Consider the following 18670-nt stretch of genomic DNA (forward strand, 5'->3'; position numbering starts at 1 on the left):
CAGGGCGGATCGGGCATGCCCGATGGGCGATCGCCCAGGTCTTCCCGGCGAAGAGCCGGGGGCCGACAGTGGGCCCGATGGATTTCAGTCTCTTCTATTTCGCCGACGACGGCGTCGCGGAGTCCGCCGCGGCGGACCGCTACGCGCTGCTGCTCGAAGGCGCGCGTTTCGCCGACCGGCACGGCTTTCACGCGGTGTGGACACCGGAACGGCACTTCCATTCCTTCGGCGGCCTGTACCCCAACCCGTCGGTGACCGGCGCCGCGCTCGCCGCGATCACCGAACGGGTGCGGATCAGGGCCGGCAGCGTGGTGGCGCCGCTGCACCATGCGCTGCGCATCGCCGAGGAATGGTCCGTCGTGGACAACCTGTCCGGCGGCCGGGTGGGCGTGTCGTTCGCGTCGGGGTGGAACGCGGCCGATTTCTGCCTTCGCCCCGAGGCGTATCAGGACCGGAAGACGGGCCTTCTCGACCAGGTCAGAACGGTGCGCGCGCTCTGGCGGGGCGAGCCGCTCCAGGTGATCGACGGTCTTGGCCTCCAGACCCGGGTACGCGTCTACCCGCCGCCCGTCCAACCCGAGTTGCCCGTCTGGATCACGAGCGGCGGCGATCCCGAGACCTTCCACAGTGCGGGCCAGGCCGGGTTCGGCCTCCTGACCCATCTGCTGGACCAGGACATCGAGCAGCTCGCGGAGAAGATCGCCGTCTACCGGCGGGCCGCGGCGCGATCAGGCGGATCAGGTGAGGCGGGTCACGTGGTCGTCATGGTGCACGCCTTCGTCGGGGACGACGACGCGGCGGTCAGGGAGCAGGTCCGCGCGCCGCTCTGCGGCTACCTCCGCAGATCGTTGGACCTGTCCAGGTCCCATGTGCCCGCCACTCACCCGCTCGCGCGAGAACACGATCATGAACGGGCGGTGGACAGGGTCGTGGCGCGGGCCTTCGACCGCTACATGGACGGCGGAGGGCTGCTCGGCAGCGTGGCCACCTGCCTGGACAGGGCGCGCCGGTTAAGGGATATCGGCGTCGACGAGGTCGCCTGCCTCATCGATTTCGGCCTGCCCGCAACCCAGGCTCTGCAGGGACTGGATCGCCTGAACTCCGTGCGGCGCATGAGCCAGGCAGAGACGTGAGGCCGCTGACACCATTCTTGACCCTTTCTTTCGACGCTGGGTAGCCTCCACGACATTCACCGAATCCCTTTCGACGGTCCTCGCCAATACGCATGGGGGAATAGTGGACCTACCAATTCATGTAGTGGTGTTCGTTGATGACGAGTTGCTGCGGCTGGGCCTGGAGACGCTGCTGCCGACGCTTTCGCTGCGGATAAAGGTGCGTTACTTCAACGACGTGGAACAGGTGCGGCACGCGCTGGAACTCTCCACCGTCAACGTGGTGCTCGCCACCCCCGACAGCCTGGCGGGCGTCACGCTCACGCGGGCCGATCCCGGCGTGGCCGCCCCCCGCACGCTGCTGCTGATCGATGAGCGTGAACTTGAGGCCGGGTTCGACGTCGCCGCCAGCCCCGCCGACGGTTACCTCATCCGGCAGACACTGAAGGCCGACACCCTGGAGCGGGCCCTGATGCAGCTCTCTTCCGGGGAGATGCCGCTGCCGGCCGGTCTCGGGCGGATGCTGATCAGCCGGGGTGCCGGCTTCCCCTTCGGCTCTGCGCGACTCACCTTCCGCGAGCAGGAGGCGCTGACCCATCTGGCCAGCGGGATGAGCAACCGCCAGATCGCCACCCGGATGAGGATCTCAGAGCATGGCGCCAAACGCCTGGTGAGCAGCCTGCTGCTGAAGCTCAGCGCGAGTAACCGAACGGCCGCCGTGGTCACGGCCATCAAGTACGGCCTGGTGCGAGAGACCACTCCGAGCCGCCCGTGAGCCGGCACACCGAAGACGTGGTCGAGGCCGCGGCCCGCGCGTGCCGCCGCGGGGGAGCCTACCTCGCCGACGCCTTCTCCCGGCCGGTGTGCACGAGCGCGAAGTCCAGCCGGTACGACCTGGTGACGCAGTACGACTCGGCCGCGGAGCGGATCATCAGGCGAGAGCTCGCCACCGCCTTCCCCGACAGCGTCGTCATCGGCGAGGAGGACGGCGCCAGCGGCGCGGGGGACCTGACGTGGTACGTCGACCCGATCGACGGCACCCACAACTTCGCCCGCGGCATCCCGCTCTTCTGCGTCTCCGTCGGCGCCGTGCTGGCGGGCGTCCCGATCGCCGGTTGCGTCTACGACCCGGTTCGCGACGAGCTGTTCAGCTCGGACGGCACCGGGATACGGCCGGCCCAGGAGGACCACCAGATCACGGAGGACCGGCACGCGCCGCCGATGCTGCTCACCGACATCCCCACCGCCGGGACCGCCGACGGCGGGGAACTGGAGCTGTTCCTGGGGGTACTGGACGCCGCCGACGTGCGCAGGATCGGCAGTTCCGCGTTGGCCCTCGCGTATGTCGCCGCCGGTCGCGCCGACGTGGCGGCCAACGCCGACGTGTTCCCCTGGGACATCGCGGCGGGGCGGGTCCTGGTGACGGCCGCCGGTGGGCGGTTCACCGAGTTCCCCGCTCCCCGGACGGGCGCACCGGGCGGTTTCGTCGCCTGGCGCGCGCCGCACGAGGAGCTCGGCCGCCGGGTGGAACGGGCGATGGCCGGGTCATGGGGGACAGCGCGGCCGGGTGCGTCATACGACCCGCAGCCGTGAACACGTGGCCGCCAGCGTCGCCAGGCTCACCGGTTCCGCGGACCACGGCCGGTGGAGGTGGTCACCGGCCGTGCGCGGCACCAGGTGCACGTGCAAGTGGAACACGTCCTGCCAGCCCGCCGCGCGGTTGGCCTGGAACAGCGTCAGCCCGTCAGGGTCCAGGACCTCGCGCAGCCTCCGCGCCATCCGGTGCACCGTACGCGTCACCGCCGTGGCGTCCTCCTCGGAGATCTCCCAGAGGTCGTCGGCATGACGCTTGGGAATGACCAGCGTGTGGCCCTCCGTCACCGCCGTGATGTCGAGGAACGCCATCGTGAGCTCGTCTTCGAACACGATCGCCGCGGGCTGCCGTCCTCGCACGATGTCGCAGAAGACGCACTCGCGACCGGTCATCCGCGGCTCCCGGCGAGCAGTTCGACCGCGGCCTGGATGTTCGACCGCCCAGCGCCGAAGGTGAGCACGCTGGAGCGGCCGGCCAGTTCCGCGTCGTCGGGCATGCCGACGCCGACCAGCACGGCGTCGGGACGTGCCGCAATGACCTTCCGCACCCAGGCCCGCTGCCACGGGTGCCGGTAGGCGTCCCTGACGACGATCACCAGTCGGCGCTGCCCCGCCAGGGCCAGCACCTTGTCGGGACCCGGCCCGTGCTCATCGACGCGCACGCCGCGATCGGCCAGCTCCAGCCGACCGAGCTGGTCGGCCACGCTCCAGTACGCCTCCCCCGCCACGACGTTGGCCGGGGCGCGCAGTTCGACGACCGCCGCCGGACCGCGCAAGACGACATCGCCCTCGGCGCGTACCGCCCGCCGCGCCGCCTCCAGACCTACCGCGGAGTCCACCGCGGGCACAGCCCGGCCGGGCCTGGCCCAGGCCCGCATCGCCTCGACCCGCGCCGCCGCCCGCTCCAGCGCCGCCACGGTGAGCTCGCCCCGCCGTACGGCGTCCGCGACCCCGGATCTGATGGCGGCGCAGAGCCCCTCGCCGCCCTTCGGCCCGATCAGCAGCAGGTCAGCACCGGCCTGGAACGCGCGGACCGCCGCGGCCACCACGGCCGCAGGACCGGCGGCGGCCTCCAGAGCAGGGGCCGTGCTGAGCAGCACGCCCTCGTATCCCAGCTCGTCCCGCACCAGATCGTGCAGGATCGCGCGGCTCAGCGTCGCAGGGAACTCGGGGTCCAGCGCCTCGAACACCACGTGCGCGATCATCAGGCTGGTGGCCCCCGCTTCGATCGCTTTGACGAACGGCGCCAGCTCGCGGCGCCTGAACGTCCCCAGGTCGCAGTCGATCACGGGCAGCGTGTGGTGGGAGTCGGTCACGGTCGCGCCATGGCCTGGGAAGTGCTTGGCCGCGGTGGCGACACCGGCCTCCCGCATGGCCCGCACGTAGGCCGCGCCGTGCGCTCCGACCAGGTCTGGAACGGCGCCGAACGAGCGCACCCCGATCACGGGATTCTCCGGGTCGCTGTTGACGTCGAACGACGGCGCCAGGTTGTAGTTGACGCCGGCCGCCACGAGGTCACCGGCGATCGCCGCCGCCACCCGCCGGGTCAGGTCGAGGTCGTCGACGACACCGAGCGCGAGATTGCCGGGGTAGGGGCTGCCGCTCTCGTAATGGAGGCGGGTGACGTCGCCGCCTTCCTCGTCGATGGCGACGAGGGCGTCGGGGGAGGTGGCGCGCAGCGTGTGGGACAGAGCCCGGACCCTATCTCCCCCGATGAGGTTGTGCGGGAAGAGCGTCACCCCGGCGAGCCCTTCCGTCAGCGCCCGATGCACCCAGGCGGGGACGTCCGTGCCGTCGAAACCCGGGAGCAGGCAGGCGTTGACCAGCCGGTCGTAGCCGCTCACCGGTCCGCTCCCGCCAGGTCGACCTCGGGGAAGAGCCGCTCCAGGACTTCGGCGACGCCGTCGTCGTCCTGAGAGGAGATCACGTGGTCGACCAGTTCCAGCACCCTGGCGTGTGAGTTGGCCACGCCGTACGACGTGCCGGCCCAGGACAGCATGGGCAGGTCGTTCGGCATGTCTCCGAAGGCGATCGCACCGACGGGTGAGATCCCCTGCCTGTCCGCCAGCTCCCGCAGCGCCGATGCCTTGCTCACGCCGGTCGCGATGGCCTCGACCAGCCGCTCGCCGTTGGCGTGGTACGGCGTGACGATGGACGCCAGGACGGGGGCCGCCAGCGCCAGCAGTTCGTCGGCCGACAGGGTGGGATGGCGGCCGATCAGTTTGGGCGCGGGGTGCCGGAACAGCTCGGAGTCCCCGACCCGCCGGATCGTCACGTCCCTGTCCCAGTCCCCCACCTCGTACAGCTCGTCGGCGGTGAGGCCTTCGGCGTACTCGACGGCCAGTCCGATCCCGGGGATCACCGTTCGCAGCAGCCTGGCCGCCTCGACCAGTTCTTCCGGCTGTATCAGGTTCTCCCCGACGACCTCGCCGCGGCTCATGTCGTAGAGCAACGCGCCGTTGGAGCAGATGGCCAGGCCATGGTGGCCGAACGCCTCGGCGATGTCCCGCATCAGCCGGGGCGGCCTGCCCGTGACGAAGACGAACAGCGCTCCCGCTCGGCGGACCCGGTCGAACGCCGCGACCGTCCGGGCGGAAACCGTCCCGTCGCTGCGGACGATCGTCCCGTCCAGGTCGGTGGCCACCAGGCGTGGTGTCACAGATGTCATCGCTGCAGCTCCATAGAAAGAGAGTTGATGTCCCTGATGGTGTTCGACAGCGGAAACCGTAAGGCGTTGCGGCGTCCGCCCGTGCGGATGTCCTCCAGCGCCCCCGGGTCCTTGGCCAGCCACGCGATGACGTCGGCCAGCTCTCGAGGCGCGGAGAGGTCGACCCGCAGGGCGGAGTCCCCCAGCACCTCCACCAGGCCCGGCACCGGCTGGTAGATCACGGGCAGGCCGCACGCCTGCGCCTCCACCGCGACGAGGCCGAAAGCCTCCAGCCTGGTCGAGGGCACGATGAGCAGGTCGTGGTCGCCGAAGGCACGCCACAGCTCGCGGCGATCCAGCCAGCCGAGATAGCGCACGGCCGACAGGTCGACCCGGCCGCCCATGGCCCGGTACTCGATCTCGGGCGCGGCCACGCCGATCGTGACCCCGTCGAGGCGGACGACGGCGTCGAGCAGGCTCTCGACGCCCTTCTCCGCGGTGAGCCGGCCTGCGTAGAGGATGCGCAGTTCCTCGCCCGCACGCCGGTGCCGTACCGTCGGCTCCGACAGCAGCTGGTCGGGCACCCCCCACGGGATGTGGGCGACGCGCCGCGGCTGCACCGGGGCGATGGCGAGCAGCAGGTCGATCATGGCCGTGGTGGGCGCCACGACGACGTCGGCGGCCGCGGCGGCCTCGCCGAGCACTTCCCGCTGGGTGGGGTTGTCGACCGCGAAGAGCAGATCGGTGCCGTGGACGAAGGCCAGGCTCGGGTGTCGAGGGAACGCGCGGAGCAGGGCCGGGGTCGCGCCGAAGGCCAGGTGCTGCAAGTGGAGGATCCCGTAGTCCTCGGGCGCGAACCTGTGCCTGATCGCCGCGGTGAGGTCCGCCACGTATCGCCAGAACCCCTGCCCGTCCAGGCACTTCCCGTCCACCTTGAGCAGCGCGGGCCGGTCGGTGTCGGGCGGGCCTTCGTGCGCCGCCAGCATGAAGACGTCCGCCGGCACCGGTCGGCCGGGGGCCAGATAGAGGTCCTTAAGGAGTTCCACGCTGCCGCCGGGGCTGCCCACCGGCAGGTCGACGCCGGTGATCGCGGTCATTTCAGCTCCTCGTGCAGGCGGGAGACGTCGATGCCTTCTGTCCGCATGTACTTGCTGCCCATCTGCTGGTAGCTGGCCCGCGACCCGAACGTCTCCAGGAAGACGATCTTCCCGAAGGTCATGCGGGGATAGATCCGCACCGGCCGTACCACGCAGATCTCCAGCGTCCAGCGGATGGCGTGGCCGACATGGCCGAGCGGCGCGGAGACGTGCACCCAGATGCCCAGGCCGCCGATGGTGTGGTCCCCGTTGATCAGTTGCGCGTAGCGCTCGGAGTGGGTGCGCTCGTAGGTGACTCCCAGGTAGAGCACCCCCGGGGCCAGCACCATGCCCTCGGGCGGGATGCGCTGCTCGGGCAGGCTGGTCGCGGCCGCGGCGTCCAGGTCGAGGCCGCAGACGCGGATGGTGTCGCCGAGGCGCCAGTCGTAGGCGTTCTGCGAGACCCGCTCCGGCTCGTAGGGATCGATGACGATGTCGCCCTGGCGCACGGCCGCCGCGATGGCGGAACCTGTGAGGATCACAGCAGGGCCATTCTGTCTTTCCAGTATCGCGAGGACTGCGGGCCCTTCGCCGCCTGGTACTTGCCCGCGTACAGGTCGATGTCGCCGACCGAGACGAAGAACATGATCTGGCCGATCTTCATCCCCGGGTAGACGCGCAGCGGCCGCACCGGGGACAGCATCAGGGTCCACTGCCCGTTGAACCCGATGTCGCCGATCGGGGCGGTGATCTCCACGAAGAGCCCGAGCCGGCCGACGGACGACCTGCCGAACAGGAGCGGAACGTAGACGTCCGACCCCACCCGCTCCACCGTGTGGCCGAGGTAGAGCTGGTCGGGCCGCAGCACGTACCCCTCGTCGTCGAGGGTGAAGGCCTGAGTGGGGTTCTCCCGGTAGGGGTCGATGACATCGTCCGCGTAAGTCAGCAGCGTCCGGCCCAGCCGGACGTTGTAGCTGTTGGGGTTGACCTGGTCGGCGTTGAACGGCGAGATCCCGATCCTGCCGCTTTCGGTCGCGGCGATGATCTCCGGGCCCGTGAGTATCATCAGATCCTCTGGTTGGTCGAGAAGTCGAAATCGACGAGATGCTCGATCTCCAGTTCCCGGGCCAGCCGCTGGATCGGGAGGAAGTCAGTCACCAGGAGGTCCGAGCCGGGCAGGCTGCGGCTGTCCTCGACGATCTGCCGCGCCCGGGGGATCCCGACGAACCGCAAGATCTCCAGCCAGAGCCCGTAGTCCTCCGCGCCGAAAGCGAGGATCGCGTCGGGCAGGGTCCTGACGAGCAGGTCCCGCTGCTTCCTGTCCAGAGACGCGTAGACGTCCTTCAGCACCTCGAACATGACGGGGCCGTGAGCGTTCTCGTCCCGCGCGTGCAGCCGGGTGATGAGGGCGTGCATCGGCTGGATCGTGCGGTCGCCCGCCACCAGGTCGAGGAACTTGTTGATGCTGATCTCGCCGACCGCGGTCCACAGCAGGTAGAGCAGGTCCCGCTCCCATCGTTCGCTGGTCTCCGCGGTCAGGGCGTAGAGGCGGCGGTTGGTGACGGGGTGTTCGTAGGTCGCGGGTTCGGCGACGATCCCCCTCGCCTGCCGGGTGCGCTGCATGGCCAGCATGTGCATGTAGGTGTGCCAGACCTCGTCGACATGCGACTGCTGGATCGCCTCCTTGGCCTCGAACCGCTCCACGCCGGGGAACACGCCGTGCGCGAGCATCTCGAAGGTGGGGTTCGCCACGTACTCCTCCGCGGCGATGACCCGTTCGTTGTAGGCCAGCCACGCCAGCGTGTTCACCTGCGACCGCTGCTCATCGGAGGCGGCCAGGAAGTCCGGGTGCTCGCCGAACGGCAACAGGCCGGCCGGGTAGTCCAGGAGTCCTGGGTCGTACGCACCCGGATTGAGCACATCCATCATGTCCGTGCGGATGGTGGCCCGCCTCGGCCAGGCGGCCGCGAGCCGCCGGAGCGTGTTCGGGCCGACGCTGAGCTCGTCGTCCTCGATGGAAATCGTCACTTCACTCTCCTTCAGACTCCAGTAACTCGGTGAGCGGCACGATGCGGTGACCACGGTCGAGCAGCCCTTCGATGACCGCGGGAAGCGCCTCGACGGTTTGGGAGCGGTCTCCTCCCCCGTCGTGCATGAGGACGACGGAACCCGGCTGCGCCTGCTCCAGCACCCGCTGCGCGATGACATCCGCCCCCGGCATCGCCCAGTCGGACGGCTCCACGTCCCACAACACGGTCCGCAGGTCCCTCGCACCGAGCCAGCCCACCACTTCCGGCGTCCGCGACCCGTAGGGCGGCCTGAACAGGTTCGACGGGGTGCCGCCCGCGAGGGCGAGGACCTCGTGGGTCCGCTCGATCTGCTCGTCCAACTGGTCGCGCGACAGGTCGGGCAGGAAAGGGTGCGACCAGGTGTGATTGCCGATGACGTGCCCCGCTTCGCTCATCCGGGCCACCTCCTGCGAGCCCGCGGTCGCGTGCAGCCCGACGCAGAAGAAGGCCGCGGGAACGGCGTACCGCTCAAGCACGTCGAGGATCTGGCCGGTGAACGGCGGGTGGGGGCCGTCGTCGAAGGTGAGGGCGACCTTGGCGTCGGTGCGCCTGCCGTGCCTGATCCAGCGCCCGCGCCGCTTCAGCGGCTCCTCGGCCGCCGCGCTCCGCGCGATCCCGGCGTCCAGCTCGTCGATGCGCCCGGTGAGCGTACCGCCGTCGATCTTGAGTTTGGCCAGCGCCGACAGGTCGCGCCGGGCGGCCTCGGCCAGCACCAGGGCGGGGGCGGAGCCCAGCAGCGGGCGCTCGGGCAGCGCCCACGGATCGGCGCGGTAGACCTCCAGCCCGGAAACCATCATCGCGCCGTCCAGGACCCCGTTGGTGCTCTCCACGACGGTGACGAGCCGCTGGCCGGACTGGCCCGCTACCTGGTGCAGATACGCGACGACGTCGGCCCGCTGACCGGCTCTGAAACGGACCGGGGACGTCGCTTCACGGCCGTCCTCATCCGTCACCCCGACTTCATATCCGGTGGAATTCCAGGCTACTCCGGCGTACAGCATGAGCTTCTTTCATTGATGTGAAGTTAAATCGAAAGAGTTCAACTGGGCACTTTTACCAGTTGAACACCGAGCGGGAATCCGGAAACCCCCGACCGCGCAGTACATGCTCACCTCGAACTGAATGCGCGTCAATGACAGTGCGCGTTCGGCGGCCGTTTGTGTACCGTCCCGGCTGAGCTTCGATAAATCGGGAGTTTTTACCTTGACGAATACCCGCGACCGGCAAATGAACGGCGGCAGGCGGCTCGCGCAGCGCGGATTGTTCACCGGGCCGTCCGAGACCGTGAGCAAGGACCTGTACGCGACCGTCGTCCACGGATCCGCCTCGCGGCGGCGGACCGGTCTGAGCCTGCGCCCCGCCACGAAGGTCTCAGGCGACACCTACTTCGGCCGGTTCCCGGCCAGCTACTGGCAGCGCTGGACGGACGCGCACGAGATCCGCGTCGAGCTGACCGTGACCGGAGCGGGGCTGCTGTCCATAGTGGCGTCCGACACGGCGGGGCCGGCGCGGACCGTCACGGCGCACGAGGCCGAGACCGGTGACACGCGCGAGGTCACGCTGGTCGCGAAGCTGGACAGATTCGTCGACGGCGGCTCCCTCTGGCTCGACCTGGAGACCGAGGCGGACCAGTGCCTGACCGTCGAGAACGTGCGCTGGACCGTCGATGCGCCCGGCGCCCGGCGCCAGACGGCGGTCGTGATCTGCACGACGGACCGCCCCGGAGAGTGCCTGCGCAACCTGCGTGCACTGGCCGACGACCGCGCCGCGATGGAAGCGCTGAGCGGCGTCTACGTCATCGACCACGGCACCGACCTGGTGAGCGCGCAGGACGGTTTCCCCCAGGTCGCCAAGAGCCTCGGCGATCGGCTCCGCTACCTCACGCAGCCCAACCTCGGCGGGGCGGGAGGATTCACCCGCGGCCTGTACGAGCTGGCGGGCGATCCCGCCACCGAGCGGTCGAGCGCGCTGCTCATGGATGACGACGTCCTGCTCGAGCCGGATCTGATCGTCCGGATCACCGCGTTCGGCGACCGCACCGCGTGTCCCATGATCGTCGGTGGGCAGATGCTCAACCTGTTCCACCCCCATGTCCTGCTCGCCGACGCCCAGCAGACCGATCTCGACGGAATCCAGCCGGGCGTCCCGATGCCGCACAGCGGGCAGGACGTGGACCTGCTCGGCGCGAGACTCCAGGAGCGCCGCCTCGACGCGGGCTACAACGGATGGTGGGCCTGCCTCATCCCGTACGAGGTGGTCAGGGATATCGGCTACCCTCTTCCCGTCTTCTTCCAAGGCGACGACGCCGAGTACTCCTACCGCGCCCGCGCCCACGGCTTCCCGACGATCACGCTTCCTGGCGCGGGGCTGTGGCACGCCGACTTCGCCCTGAAGGACCTGGACGAGCTGAACCGCTACTTCCTGATCCGTAACTACACGATCATCTCGGCGCTGCACGGCGGGTTCGACCTGCCGAGGCTCGTCAGGAAGCTGGGCACCGAACTGGGCCAGCACCTGCTCGCCATGCGGTACGGCCTGGCCGACACGATCCTGCGGGCGGTCGACGATTTCCTCACCGGACCCGGCACCCTGCATGACGGCGGGGTCACCGCGCTGCGGGAGGTACAGGAGTCGCGAACCGCGTACCCGGAGACCGTCCGGCACCCGGCCGCCGCTCCCCCCGGGATCGCCTCGCACGACCTGGCCGTGGTCAACGCCGGGCCGCGGCCATGCTTGGCCGTGCTCAGGCGCACGCTGGATCGGCTGCTGGGCCGCCATCGGTATGCGCTCGGCGCGGTCCCGCACGACGAGGCGCACTGGTGGCATGTCGCCTTGTTCGAGACCGCGGTCGTGACCGACGCCTCGCAGCAGGGCGTGCGGATCAGACGCTACGACCTCCGCCTCATGCTCACTCTGGCAGGACGCAGTGTGAAAACGCTGCTCAGACTGCGCAGGGAGGGCGCCGCCGTACGGAAGCGGTACCGGGAGGCGCTGCCCGAACTGTCCAGCAGGGAGAACTGGACGCGTCTCTACGGCCTGGACGCCTGAACCTGGTCGTCCGTGCGGGTGCCGTCAAGCCGGCCGCTCATCCGCACCGCGAAGGGACCGGTGAAGGCGATCACCACACCGAGCCCCGCCGGGAGCAGCATCGCGGTCCCCAGCGACGTCGCCTCCGCCAGCGGGCCGATCATCGCCGGGCCGGACAGCAGGCCGACGTAACCGAACATCGTCACCCACGAGAGCACCCGGCCGGCCGCCCCTGCTCCCGATCCGTGCAGGGAGCCCACGGCGCTCAGCGCCACAGGCAGGACCGTGGCCAGCCCCAGCCCTGCGAGCGCCCAGCCCGCATAGGCGCAGACCGTCCGGACCGGGAGATCCGCGCCGGGAAGCCAGGTGGCCAGGAGCACCAGCCCGTATCCGGCGACCGCCGTCGAACCGGCCCAGCGGACGGTCCTTTCCGGGCCCAGGCGCCTGGTCAGTCCGTCCCCGAGGAGCCTGGCCACCGTCATCGTCATCGCGAAGATCGTGTATGCCAGGGACGCCAAGCCGGGATCGACGCCGAGGACGTCGCTCGCGTGCAGGGCCGCCCAGTCGTTGGCCCCACCCTCGCTGACGCATGCGCACAGCGCGATCACGCCGAGCAGGATCACCGCGGGATATCGGATCGGCCCGACCTGCCGGTCGTCCGCCACGTTCCGCGCCGCCCGCTCGACGGAGCGGCCTGGAAGCAGGAACCGCACCGGCACCAGGGACAGCAGTCCGCTGACCAGCGCGCCGGCGGCCATCAGCGCCCTGATGTCGGCCCCGGCGTAGAGCCCGGCCGCGATGACCGCGCTGCCCGCGACACCACCGAGACTCCACACGCCGTGGAAGGCCGACATGATCGGCCGGCCGTACTCCCGCTCGACCTCGATGGCATGAGCGTTCATCGCGACGTCGAGCGCTCCCAGTCCCCCGCCGAGCGCGAACGCGCCGACCAGCAGGACCTGGTAGGAGGGGGCCAGTGCCGGGCCGAGCAGGGAGATGGCCGCGGCCGACGCCACCACGCCGAGCACCCTCCGGCTCGTCCAGCGGTCGCAGAGCCGTCCGACGATCGGCATCGTCACCAGGGTGCCGATGCCGATCGTGAGCAGCACCGCGCCCAATCGCAGTTCACCGAGGTGAAGGCGCTCGTTGACCGCGGGCAGCGCGGCGCTCCACAGGGCGCACACCACACCGCTCAGCCAGAAGACTCCGCACAGCGCCCAGCGCGCCCGCGCGATCACAGACATCTGTCCCACTCCGCATTCTGCGTCGCCGCGGTCACGCGGACTCGCGCCCTCGCGTTTCGATTTCCCGCGCGAAGTACAGCCAGGACTCGGCGCAGGCACGGGCGACCTGCGCGAGCGTTTCCGTGCAGTGCGGAGGAATGCCGCCGACGACCCGCATCCATCCGTCCGTGCTGACCACCTGAGTGGCGTCCAGGAGCCGCAGCAGGGTGCGCCCCACGTCGGTGAAGCGCAGCGACGGGTCCCTTTTGAGCCTGTCGAGTACCGCCCCGATCTCGTCGGACGGGACTCGGGATTCGCCTCCGCCGTCGGCGGGGCCGATCTCCCCGCCGGTGTCGCCCCTGAGCTTCCGCGGAACGGGGTCCTGGCCCAGGCGGACCCGCTCCCGGACGTCCCTGGCGGTGGAGACCGCGATTCCGGCCACTTCGGCGATCTCCCGGAGGGACGCCTCCGGGCGCTCGGTCATCACCCGGAAGGCGAGCATCCGCCCCTCGGCCGCGTTGAGCGGCCTGACCCGCCCGTCCCGCCCCGTCCTGGCGTTCGAGCGGGCACTGGACCCAGTCGAATTCCTGCGGATCCCGGCGATCGTCCGGTGCGAGAGGCCACTCGCCGAGGCGATCAACCGGTCCGACCACTGCGGGTGGGAGTCGATGATCCGCGCGGCCGCGGCGGCCCGGTCCGCCTGCGTCAGCGGCAACCCGTGGGCCGCGTTCAGCCTGACGGCGAGGATGAACGCGTCCCGCGCGCCGCCGTCGAAGAACCTGACCTCGATCTCGTCGTCCCCGCGCAGGTGAGCCGCGTGAAACCGGTGCATGCCGTCGATGATCCGCATGGTGGCGCGATGCACGACGATCGCCGGTAGCGGGACGTCGATCTCGGCGAGCATGAGAACGTGCGCGGCGTCCTCCCCGGCAAGCCTGGGTGAGTCCGCGGGGCGCAGAGCACTGAGGGGAACCAGCTCGGTCTCCGGTGAGAGAGCATGGTTCGAGACCATGACTCTGGCCCTCCTTCGTTGTCGGTGTGCAACCACTTTCGGTTGCCTCTAACCAGACTCGGCGCTGATAGGAAAGAACTCTTACTATTGGCGAAAGTAGCCGGGCCGCCAATGGGCAGTCAATGACGCTGTTGCGGCGCTGGGAGTCCGCTCCCTAACCTGCCCCCCCATGAGAGCGGATCTTGTCGTGGTCGGCTCCGGGTTTTTCGGCCTGACCATCGCCGAACGTTGCGCCGCGGAACTCGGCCTGGACGTCGTCGTCCTGGAGCGGCGCGAGCACATCGGCGGGAACGCCTACAGCGAGGCCGATCCGGAGACCGGCATCGAGGTGCACCGGTACGGCTCGCACCTCTTTCACACCTCCAACGAGCAGGTCTGGCGGTACGCCAACCGGTTCACGTCCTTCACCGACTACCGGCACCGGGTGTTCTCCGTGTTCGAAGGCCGGGTCTTCCCGATGCCGATCAACCTCGGCACCGTGTGTGCCTACTTCGGGCGGATGATGTCCCCCGCCGAGGCCCGGGCGCTCATCGCCGGGCAGGCGGCGGAGGCCGTGGACGTCGAAACCCTGGAGGGCCGGGCGATCTCGCTCATCGGACGACCGCTCTACGAGGCGTTCATTCGTGGTTACACCGCCAAGCAGTGGCAGACCGATCCGCGGGACCTGCCCGCCGAGGTCATCTCCCGCCTGCCGGTGCGCTACACCTTCGACAGCCGCTACTTCCAGGACACCTACGAGGGCCTGCCGCGCGACGGCTACGCGGCCTGGCTGGAGCGGATGGCCGACCATCCCAGGATCGAGATCAGGCTCGGTACCGACTTCTTCGAGCTCGACGCGAATCCCGTGGGCGCCGTCCCCGTCGTCTACACCGGGCCGCTCGACCGCTACTTCGCCTACGCCGAAGGCGAGCTGGGCTGGCGCACGCTGGACTTCGAGCTGGAGGTCATGCCGGTGGGCGACTTCCAGGGCGCCCCGGTGATCAATTACTCGGACATGGCCGTGCCGTATACCCGGATCCACGAGTTCCGGCATTACCACCCGGAGCGCGCCCACTATCCCGAAGACCGCACGGTGATCATGCGGGAGTACTCGCGCTTCGCCGCCAGGAATGACGAGCCGTACTACCCGATCAACTCCACGGCCGACCGGGACATCCTCGCCCGCTATCGGAAGCGGGCGCGGGCGGAGTCAGGGGTGCTGTTCGGCGGGCGTCTGGGCACCTACAAATACCTGGACATGCACATGGCCATCGGGTCAGCGCTGACCATGTTCGACAACCGGCTGCGCCCTCGCTTCGCCGCGGGCCGCCTGATGCCGGTCAGTGCCGGTAGGCCCTGGCCTGCAAGCCGAACAGCTCGGCGTACAGGCCCCCTGACTCCATGAGGCGGGCGTGATCGCCCACCTCGACCAGGCCGCCCTGGTCGAGTACGACGATCACGTCGGCCATGCGGACGGTCGAGAACCGGTGGGACACGAAGATCGTGATGGCGCCGGAGTCTCGGCCGGCCTGCCGGGCCGATTCCGCGTACTGCGCGAAGAGCGCGTGCTCGGCCGCGGCGTCGAGTGCCGACGCGGGCTCGTCGAGCACCAGCAGCAGCGGATCGTCACGCAGGTGGCACCGGCTCAGGCCGAGGCTCTGCCACTGACCACCCGACAGTTCGACACCGTCGCCGTAGCCGTGCCCCAGCAGGCCGTCGAGACCGCCGGGCACCCGCTCCAGGATCGGCTCGGCTTTCGCCCGGCGCAGCGCGGCGGTGAGCGCGTCGTCGTCGCGGAGCCGGTCGAGCTCTCCCACCCCGACGTTCTCCCGCAAGCGGAGCTCGAACATGGCGAAGTCCTGGAAGAGCGTGGCGAGGCGGGCCCGCCACAGGTCGGGGTCGATGTCCCGCAGGTCCACGCCGTCGATCATTATCCGGCCTGCCGTCGGCTCGTAGAGCCCGCACAGCAGCTTGACCAGGGTGCTCTTCCCCGCCCCGTTCTCCCCCACGAACGCCGTGGTGGCGCCGGGCGGGATGTCCAGCGACAGCTCGCGCAGAACGAGCCGGTCGGTGCCCGGGTAGGCGAAGCTCACGTTCTCCAGCCGGATCCCGCGCTCCAGCCGTCGCGGGATCTCGACCACCTCGACCGCGGATGACCGCCTCGTGTCCTCCTCGCCCAGGCGCTCGCGCAGCTTCGCGAGTCGGCCCTGAGTGACGGCACAGGACTGCAGCCGGGACAGCAGGCCGAGCGCGCTGGAGACCTGCAGGCTGACCTGTACGGCCAGGGTGATGACGAGCACCACCTGCCCGAGGTTCGCCTCGTGCGCGGCGGCCTGGGAGATCACCACGATGATCGCGCCGCCGTACGCCAGGGCGAACAGCAGCTGACCCGATGCGCGCAGCGCCGCGCTCTTGAACTGCGCGGTACGCAGCGCCGCGGACACCAGGGACCAGTGACCCGCCTGCCGCTCGATCAGCTCCTCCTCGGCGTGGAAGATCCGCACTTCCTTGGCGGAGGCCATCGAGGTGGAGACCGCGAGGAGGTGGGCGGCCAACCGGGTGCTCTCGCTCGTCGCCTCCTTGGCCGCGTCCAGCACGCGTTGCGCGCGGTCGCCGATCAGCACCGGCGGTAGGGCGGCGATCGGCAGCAGGATCAGCCACGGGTCGAGCCAGCACAGGAGGATCGTGGTGACCGCCGTCTGGAGGGCCAGGCCGCAGAACTGGAGCAGCGCCTCGACCCCGTCGCGGGTCTGCGCGAATCCCTCGCGCATCAGCGCGACGGCATCGGTCACCCGCGGGTCGTCGAAGTGGTGGAGGCCGTGTGCGCCGTGGAGGAGGTCGCCGAGCTGGGCGTTGAGCCGCACCTCGACGAGTTCGCCCACCTCGAAGTAGGCCAGGTGCGCGAAGTGCACGGCCATCAGCTCCACCACGAGGAGTACGGCCACGCCCACCGCGAACCAGGTGGCCGCCCCGGCGTCCCGCGCGATCGCCGCGTTGGTGAACGCCATGAGACCCAGGGCGATGAGCGGGGTGGCGAGATAGCCGAGGATCACCAGCGCCGAGGCCCGGGCCAGCCGACCGCGGTCGGTCCGAGCGGCCAGGGCGAACAGCGCCCAGGAGGCGCGCAGCAGGGCGTTCATTGGGCCGCTTTCAGCGTGGAGACTTCGTCGGCGAAACGCTGCGCCTGCAGCCGGAAGAGCCGGGCGTACCGGCCGTCCAGATCGAGCAGCTGCTGGTGCGAACCCGACTCCGCCACGCGCCCGTCCTCCAGGACGACGATCCGGTCGGCTCGCCGTACCGTCGAGAAGCGGTGGGAGATGATGACCGTGGTCAGGCCGCGGGTGAGATCGAGGAAGCGGTCGTAGAACTCGACCTCGGCCCGCACGTCCAGCTGGGCCGTCGGTTCGTCGAGGACGAGCACCGTGGCCCCACCGGCGACGGCCAGGAAGGCTCGGGCCAAGGCGATGCGCTGCCATTGGCCGCCCGACGGCTCGCTTCCGCCGGAGTACTTCCTGGACAGCGGCGTGCCGAGCCCGCCGGGCAGCGAGCGCAGCACCTCCAGCGCACCCGCCCGCTCGGCCGCAGCCAGGAGCGCCGTCTCGTCGTGGATCAGTGCCGGCGCGCCGAGTCCGATGTTGTCGGCGGCGCTGAGCTCGTATTTCACATAATCCTGGAAGATGACCGCGAGCTGCCGCTGCCACGCACGGGCGTCGACGTACCCGAGGTCGGTCCCGTCGACCAGGATCCGGCCGTCCTGCGGCTCGTAGAGCTTCGCCAACAGTTTGACCAGGGTCGTCTTCCCCGCGCCGTTGAGCCCGACTATCGCCGTCGAGCACCCAGCGGGGATCTCCAGGTCCAGTCTCCGCAGGACGCTCTGGCCGCGGTAACCGAATCCGACGTCCTCGAAACGGATGGCTCGCCGGGGGGCGCCCACCTCTTTCCCGGCTTGCCCGGTTTCCGGTCGGGCCGAGGCTTCCTCGAACTCGACGATCGCCCGGTACGCCTGCAGGCCGACCTGCGTCTTGACGTCGCTCTCCGGGAAGTAGACGCCGAAGCGGATCGGCACGAGCGCCGCCTGGATCGCCAGCGAGAGTTCGAACAGGCTCAGCTCGCCCGCCGCGGCCGTCCCCGCCAGCAGGACCAGGGTGAGCCCACCGCCGAGCAGACCCACCAGCGCGTAACCGAGGAACGGCACGAAGTAGATCCGCCTGCGACCCGACCACAGCAGCGAGAGATACCCGACCGAGTCGTCGCGGTGGCGGTGCTGCAGCCACGACAGCATCCGCAGGATCCGAATGTCCTTGCCCCACTGCGGGCTGGTCAGCACGCCGCGCAGGTAGGCGGACATGCGGCGCTCCCCGGCCAGTCCCTCCCAGAGCGCGGAGAAGCGGCCGAGCGAGCCCCGTTGGCCGAACCTGATGATCAGCGCGGTGATCGTCACGATCGCGCCGGGGAGCGGCCCGAGCACGATCCCGATGAGCAGCGCCGCGCTCAGCAGGTGGGTGTAGCGGGCGATCAGCGCGAGGGTCCCGGCGACCGCGTCTCCCGGCGTGGGTTGCACCCGGTCGAACCCGTCCCGCGCGTCCGCCAGCCGATCGGCCGTCCGCTGCTCTTCGAGGGCCGCCATCGGCGCGGACACCAGAGCGGACCGCATCAGCCGCTGGGTGAGGTGCCCGTCGACGCGGCGCATGACCGCCTCACCGAGGGCGGCCTGGAAGGGGACCAGGAGCTGCTGCAGGACGAACGCCCCGACGGCCAGACCGATCGCGGTCGCGAGCCCGGGAGCGTCCGCCGTCCGCAGCCGCTCGAACATGAAACCGGTCCAGATGATGAACCCGGCGGGCAGCACCCCAATCAGCAGGTTGAGCAGGACCGACGCGGCGAGCAATCCGGGGCAGGACCGCAGCGCCAGCCGCGCGATCACGCCGACGT

At 70.1% G+C, this 18670-nt stretch carries 17 protein-coding genes; 5 read left to right on the plus strand and 12 right to left on the minus strand.

The features are described 5' to 3' along the window. Window positions 1–77: 77 nt before the first annotated feature. The 3 genes from ACFY2X_RS03090 to ACFY2X_RS03100 all read left to right on the plus strand — a co-directional run bounded on the left by ACFY2X_RS03090 (window position 78) and on the right by ACFY2X_RS03100 (window position 2705). A complete protein-coding gene (locus ACFY2X_RS03090) occupies window positions 78–1133 on the plus strand; it encodes a MupA/Atu3671 family FMN-dependent luciferase-like monooxygenase (protein ID WP_389931554.1) in 1056 nt (351 codons plus the stop codon). 124 nt (window positions 1134–1257) lie between these two features. After that, window positions 1258–1887 (plus strand): LuxR C-terminal-related transcriptional regulator, encoded by a 630-nt coding sequence (locus ACFY2X_RS03095; RefSeq protein WP_389931556.1) that lies wholly within the window; start codon window positions 1258–1260, stop codon window positions 1885–1887. Further along, complete coding sequence (locus tag ACFY2X_RS03100; RefSeq protein WP_389931558.1) at window positions 1884–2705, plus strand: inositol monophosphatase family protein; 822 nt, start codon at window positions 1884–1886, stop codon at window positions 2703–2705. The genes ACFY2X_RS03095 and ACFY2X_RS03100 overlap by 4 nt, the downstream gene beginning before the upstream one ends. Here the strand turns inward: ACFY2X_RS03100 and ACFY2X_RS03105 are convergent. Genes ACFY2X_RS03105 through ACFY2X_RS03140 form a run of 8 tightly spaced genes read right to left on the minus strand, consistent with a single transcriptional unit; the run spans window position 2685 to window position 9450 of the window. Continuing rightward, window positions 2685–3098, minus strand: coding sequence for an HIT family protein (locus tag ACFY2X_RS03105; RefSeq protein ID WP_389931561.1), 414 nt, complete (start codon window positions 3096–3098; stop codon window positions 2685–2687). The genes ACFY2X_RS03100 and ACFY2X_RS03105 overlap by 21 nt on opposite strands. Next, window positions 3095–4549, minus strand: a complete 1455-nt coding sequence (locus ACFY2X_RS03110; protein ID WP_389931563.1) for a glycoside hydrolase family 3 N-terminal domain-containing protein — start codon at window positions 4547–4549, stop codon at window positions 3095–3097. Before ACFY2X_RS03110 ends, ACFY2X_RS03105 begins: the two co-directional genes overlap by 4 nt. Then, on the minus strand, window positions 4546–5373 hold the full coding sequence (locus tag ACFY2X_RS03115; protein ID WP_389931565.1) for an HAD family hydrolase: 828 nt from the start codon (window positions 5371–5373) through the stop codon (window positions 4546–4548). The genes ACFY2X_RS03110 and ACFY2X_RS03115 overlap by 4 nt, the downstream gene beginning before the upstream one ends. Further along, window positions 5370–6449: a glycosyltransferase family 4 protein gene (locus ACFY2X_RS03120; protein ID WP_389931567.1), complete on the minus strand. Its 1080-nt coding sequence runs from the start codon at window positions 6447–6449 to the stop codon at window positions 5370–5372. Before ACFY2X_RS03120 ends, ACFY2X_RS03115 begins: the two co-directional genes overlap by 4 nt. Then, complete coding sequence (locus tag ACFY2X_RS03125) at window positions 6446–6970, minus strand: hypothetical protein (protein WP_389931569.1); 525 nt, start codon at window positions 6968–6970, stop codon at window positions 6446–6448. Before ACFY2X_RS03125 ends, ACFY2X_RS03120 begins: the two co-directional genes overlap by 4 nt. Continuing rightward, the gene (dcd, locus tag ACFY2X_RS03130) at window positions 6967–7494 is read right to left on the minus strand and encodes a dCTP deaminase (RefSeq protein WP_389931571.1); all 528 of its coding nucleotides are present in this window, start codon (window positions 7492–7494) and stop codon (window positions 6967–6969) included. Before dcd ends, ACFY2X_RS03125 begins: the two co-directional genes overlap by 4 nt. After that, entirely contained in the window at window positions 7494–8456 is a 963-nt protein-coding gene (locus ACFY2X_RS03135; protein WP_389931573.1) for a diiron oxygenase, read from the minus strand. Before ACFY2X_RS03135 ends, dcd begins: the two co-directional genes overlap by 1 nt. Before the next feature lies 1 nt (window position 8457). Beyond that, window positions 8458–9450 carry a polysaccharide deacetylase family protein gene (locus ACFY2X_RS03140; RefSeq protein WP_389931575.1) on the minus strand — a complete coding sequence of 331 codons (993 nt, stop codon included), beginning with the start codon at window positions 9448–9450 and terminating at the stop codon, window positions 8458–8460. 250 nt (window positions 9451–9700) lie between these two features. Here ACFY2X_RS03140 and ACFY2X_RS03145 point away from each other — a divergent pair, with 250 nt between their 5' ends. Next, complete coding sequence (locus ACFY2X_RS03145; protein WP_389931577.1) at window positions 9701–11545, plus strand: glycosyltransferase; 1845 nt, start codon at window positions 9701–9703, stop codon at window positions 11543–11545. Here ACFY2X_RS03145 and ACFY2X_RS03150 read toward each other — a convergent pair. Both ACFY2X_RS03150 and ACFY2X_RS03155 read right to left on the minus strand, forming a co-directional pair. Further along, window positions 11527–12768 (minus strand): MFS transporter, encoded by a 1242-nt coding sequence (locus ACFY2X_RS03150; RefSeq protein ID WP_389931579.1) that lies wholly within the window; start codon window positions 12766–12768, stop codon window positions 11527–11529. The genes ACFY2X_RS03145 and ACFY2X_RS03150 overlap by 19 nt on opposite strands. 31 nt (window positions 12769–12799) lie before the next feature. Then, window positions 12800–13759, minus strand: coding sequence for a ParB/RepB/Spo0J family partition protein (locus ACFY2X_RS03155; RefSeq protein ID WP_389931581.1), 960 nt, complete (start codon window positions 13757–13759; stop codon window positions 12800–12802). A 169-nt stretch (window positions 13760–13928) separates the two neighbouring features. On the opposite strand from ACFY2X_RS03155, the gene glf reads away from it, so the two are divergent. Continuing rightward, entirely contained in the window at window positions 13929–15143 is a 1215-nt protein-coding gene (gene glf / locus ACFY2X_RS03160; RefSeq protein WP_389931583.1) for a UDP-galactopyranose mutase, read from the plus strand. Here the strand turns inward: glf and ACFY2X_RS03165 are convergent. After that, entirely contained in the window at window positions 15079–16878 is a 1800-nt protein-coding gene (locus ACFY2X_RS03165) for an ABC transporter ATP-binding protein (RefSeq protein ID WP_389931585.1), read from the minus strand. The genes glf and ACFY2X_RS03165 overlap by 65 nt on opposite strands. Beyond that, entirely contained in the window at window positions 16875–18662 is a 1788-nt protein-coding gene (locus tag ACFY2X_RS03170; RefSeq protein ID WP_389931587.1) for an ABC transporter ATP-binding protein, read from the minus strand. The genes ACFY2X_RS03165 and ACFY2X_RS03170 overlap by 4 nt, the downstream gene beginning before the upstream one ends. Between the last annotated feature and the right edge of the window lie 8 nt (window positions 18663–18670).

The organism is Streptosporangium sp. NPDC000396 (assembly GCF_042898655.1).
Taxonomy (GTDB): domain Bacteria; phylum Actinomycetota; class Actinomycetes; order Streptosporangiales; family Streptosporangiaceae; genus Streptosporangium.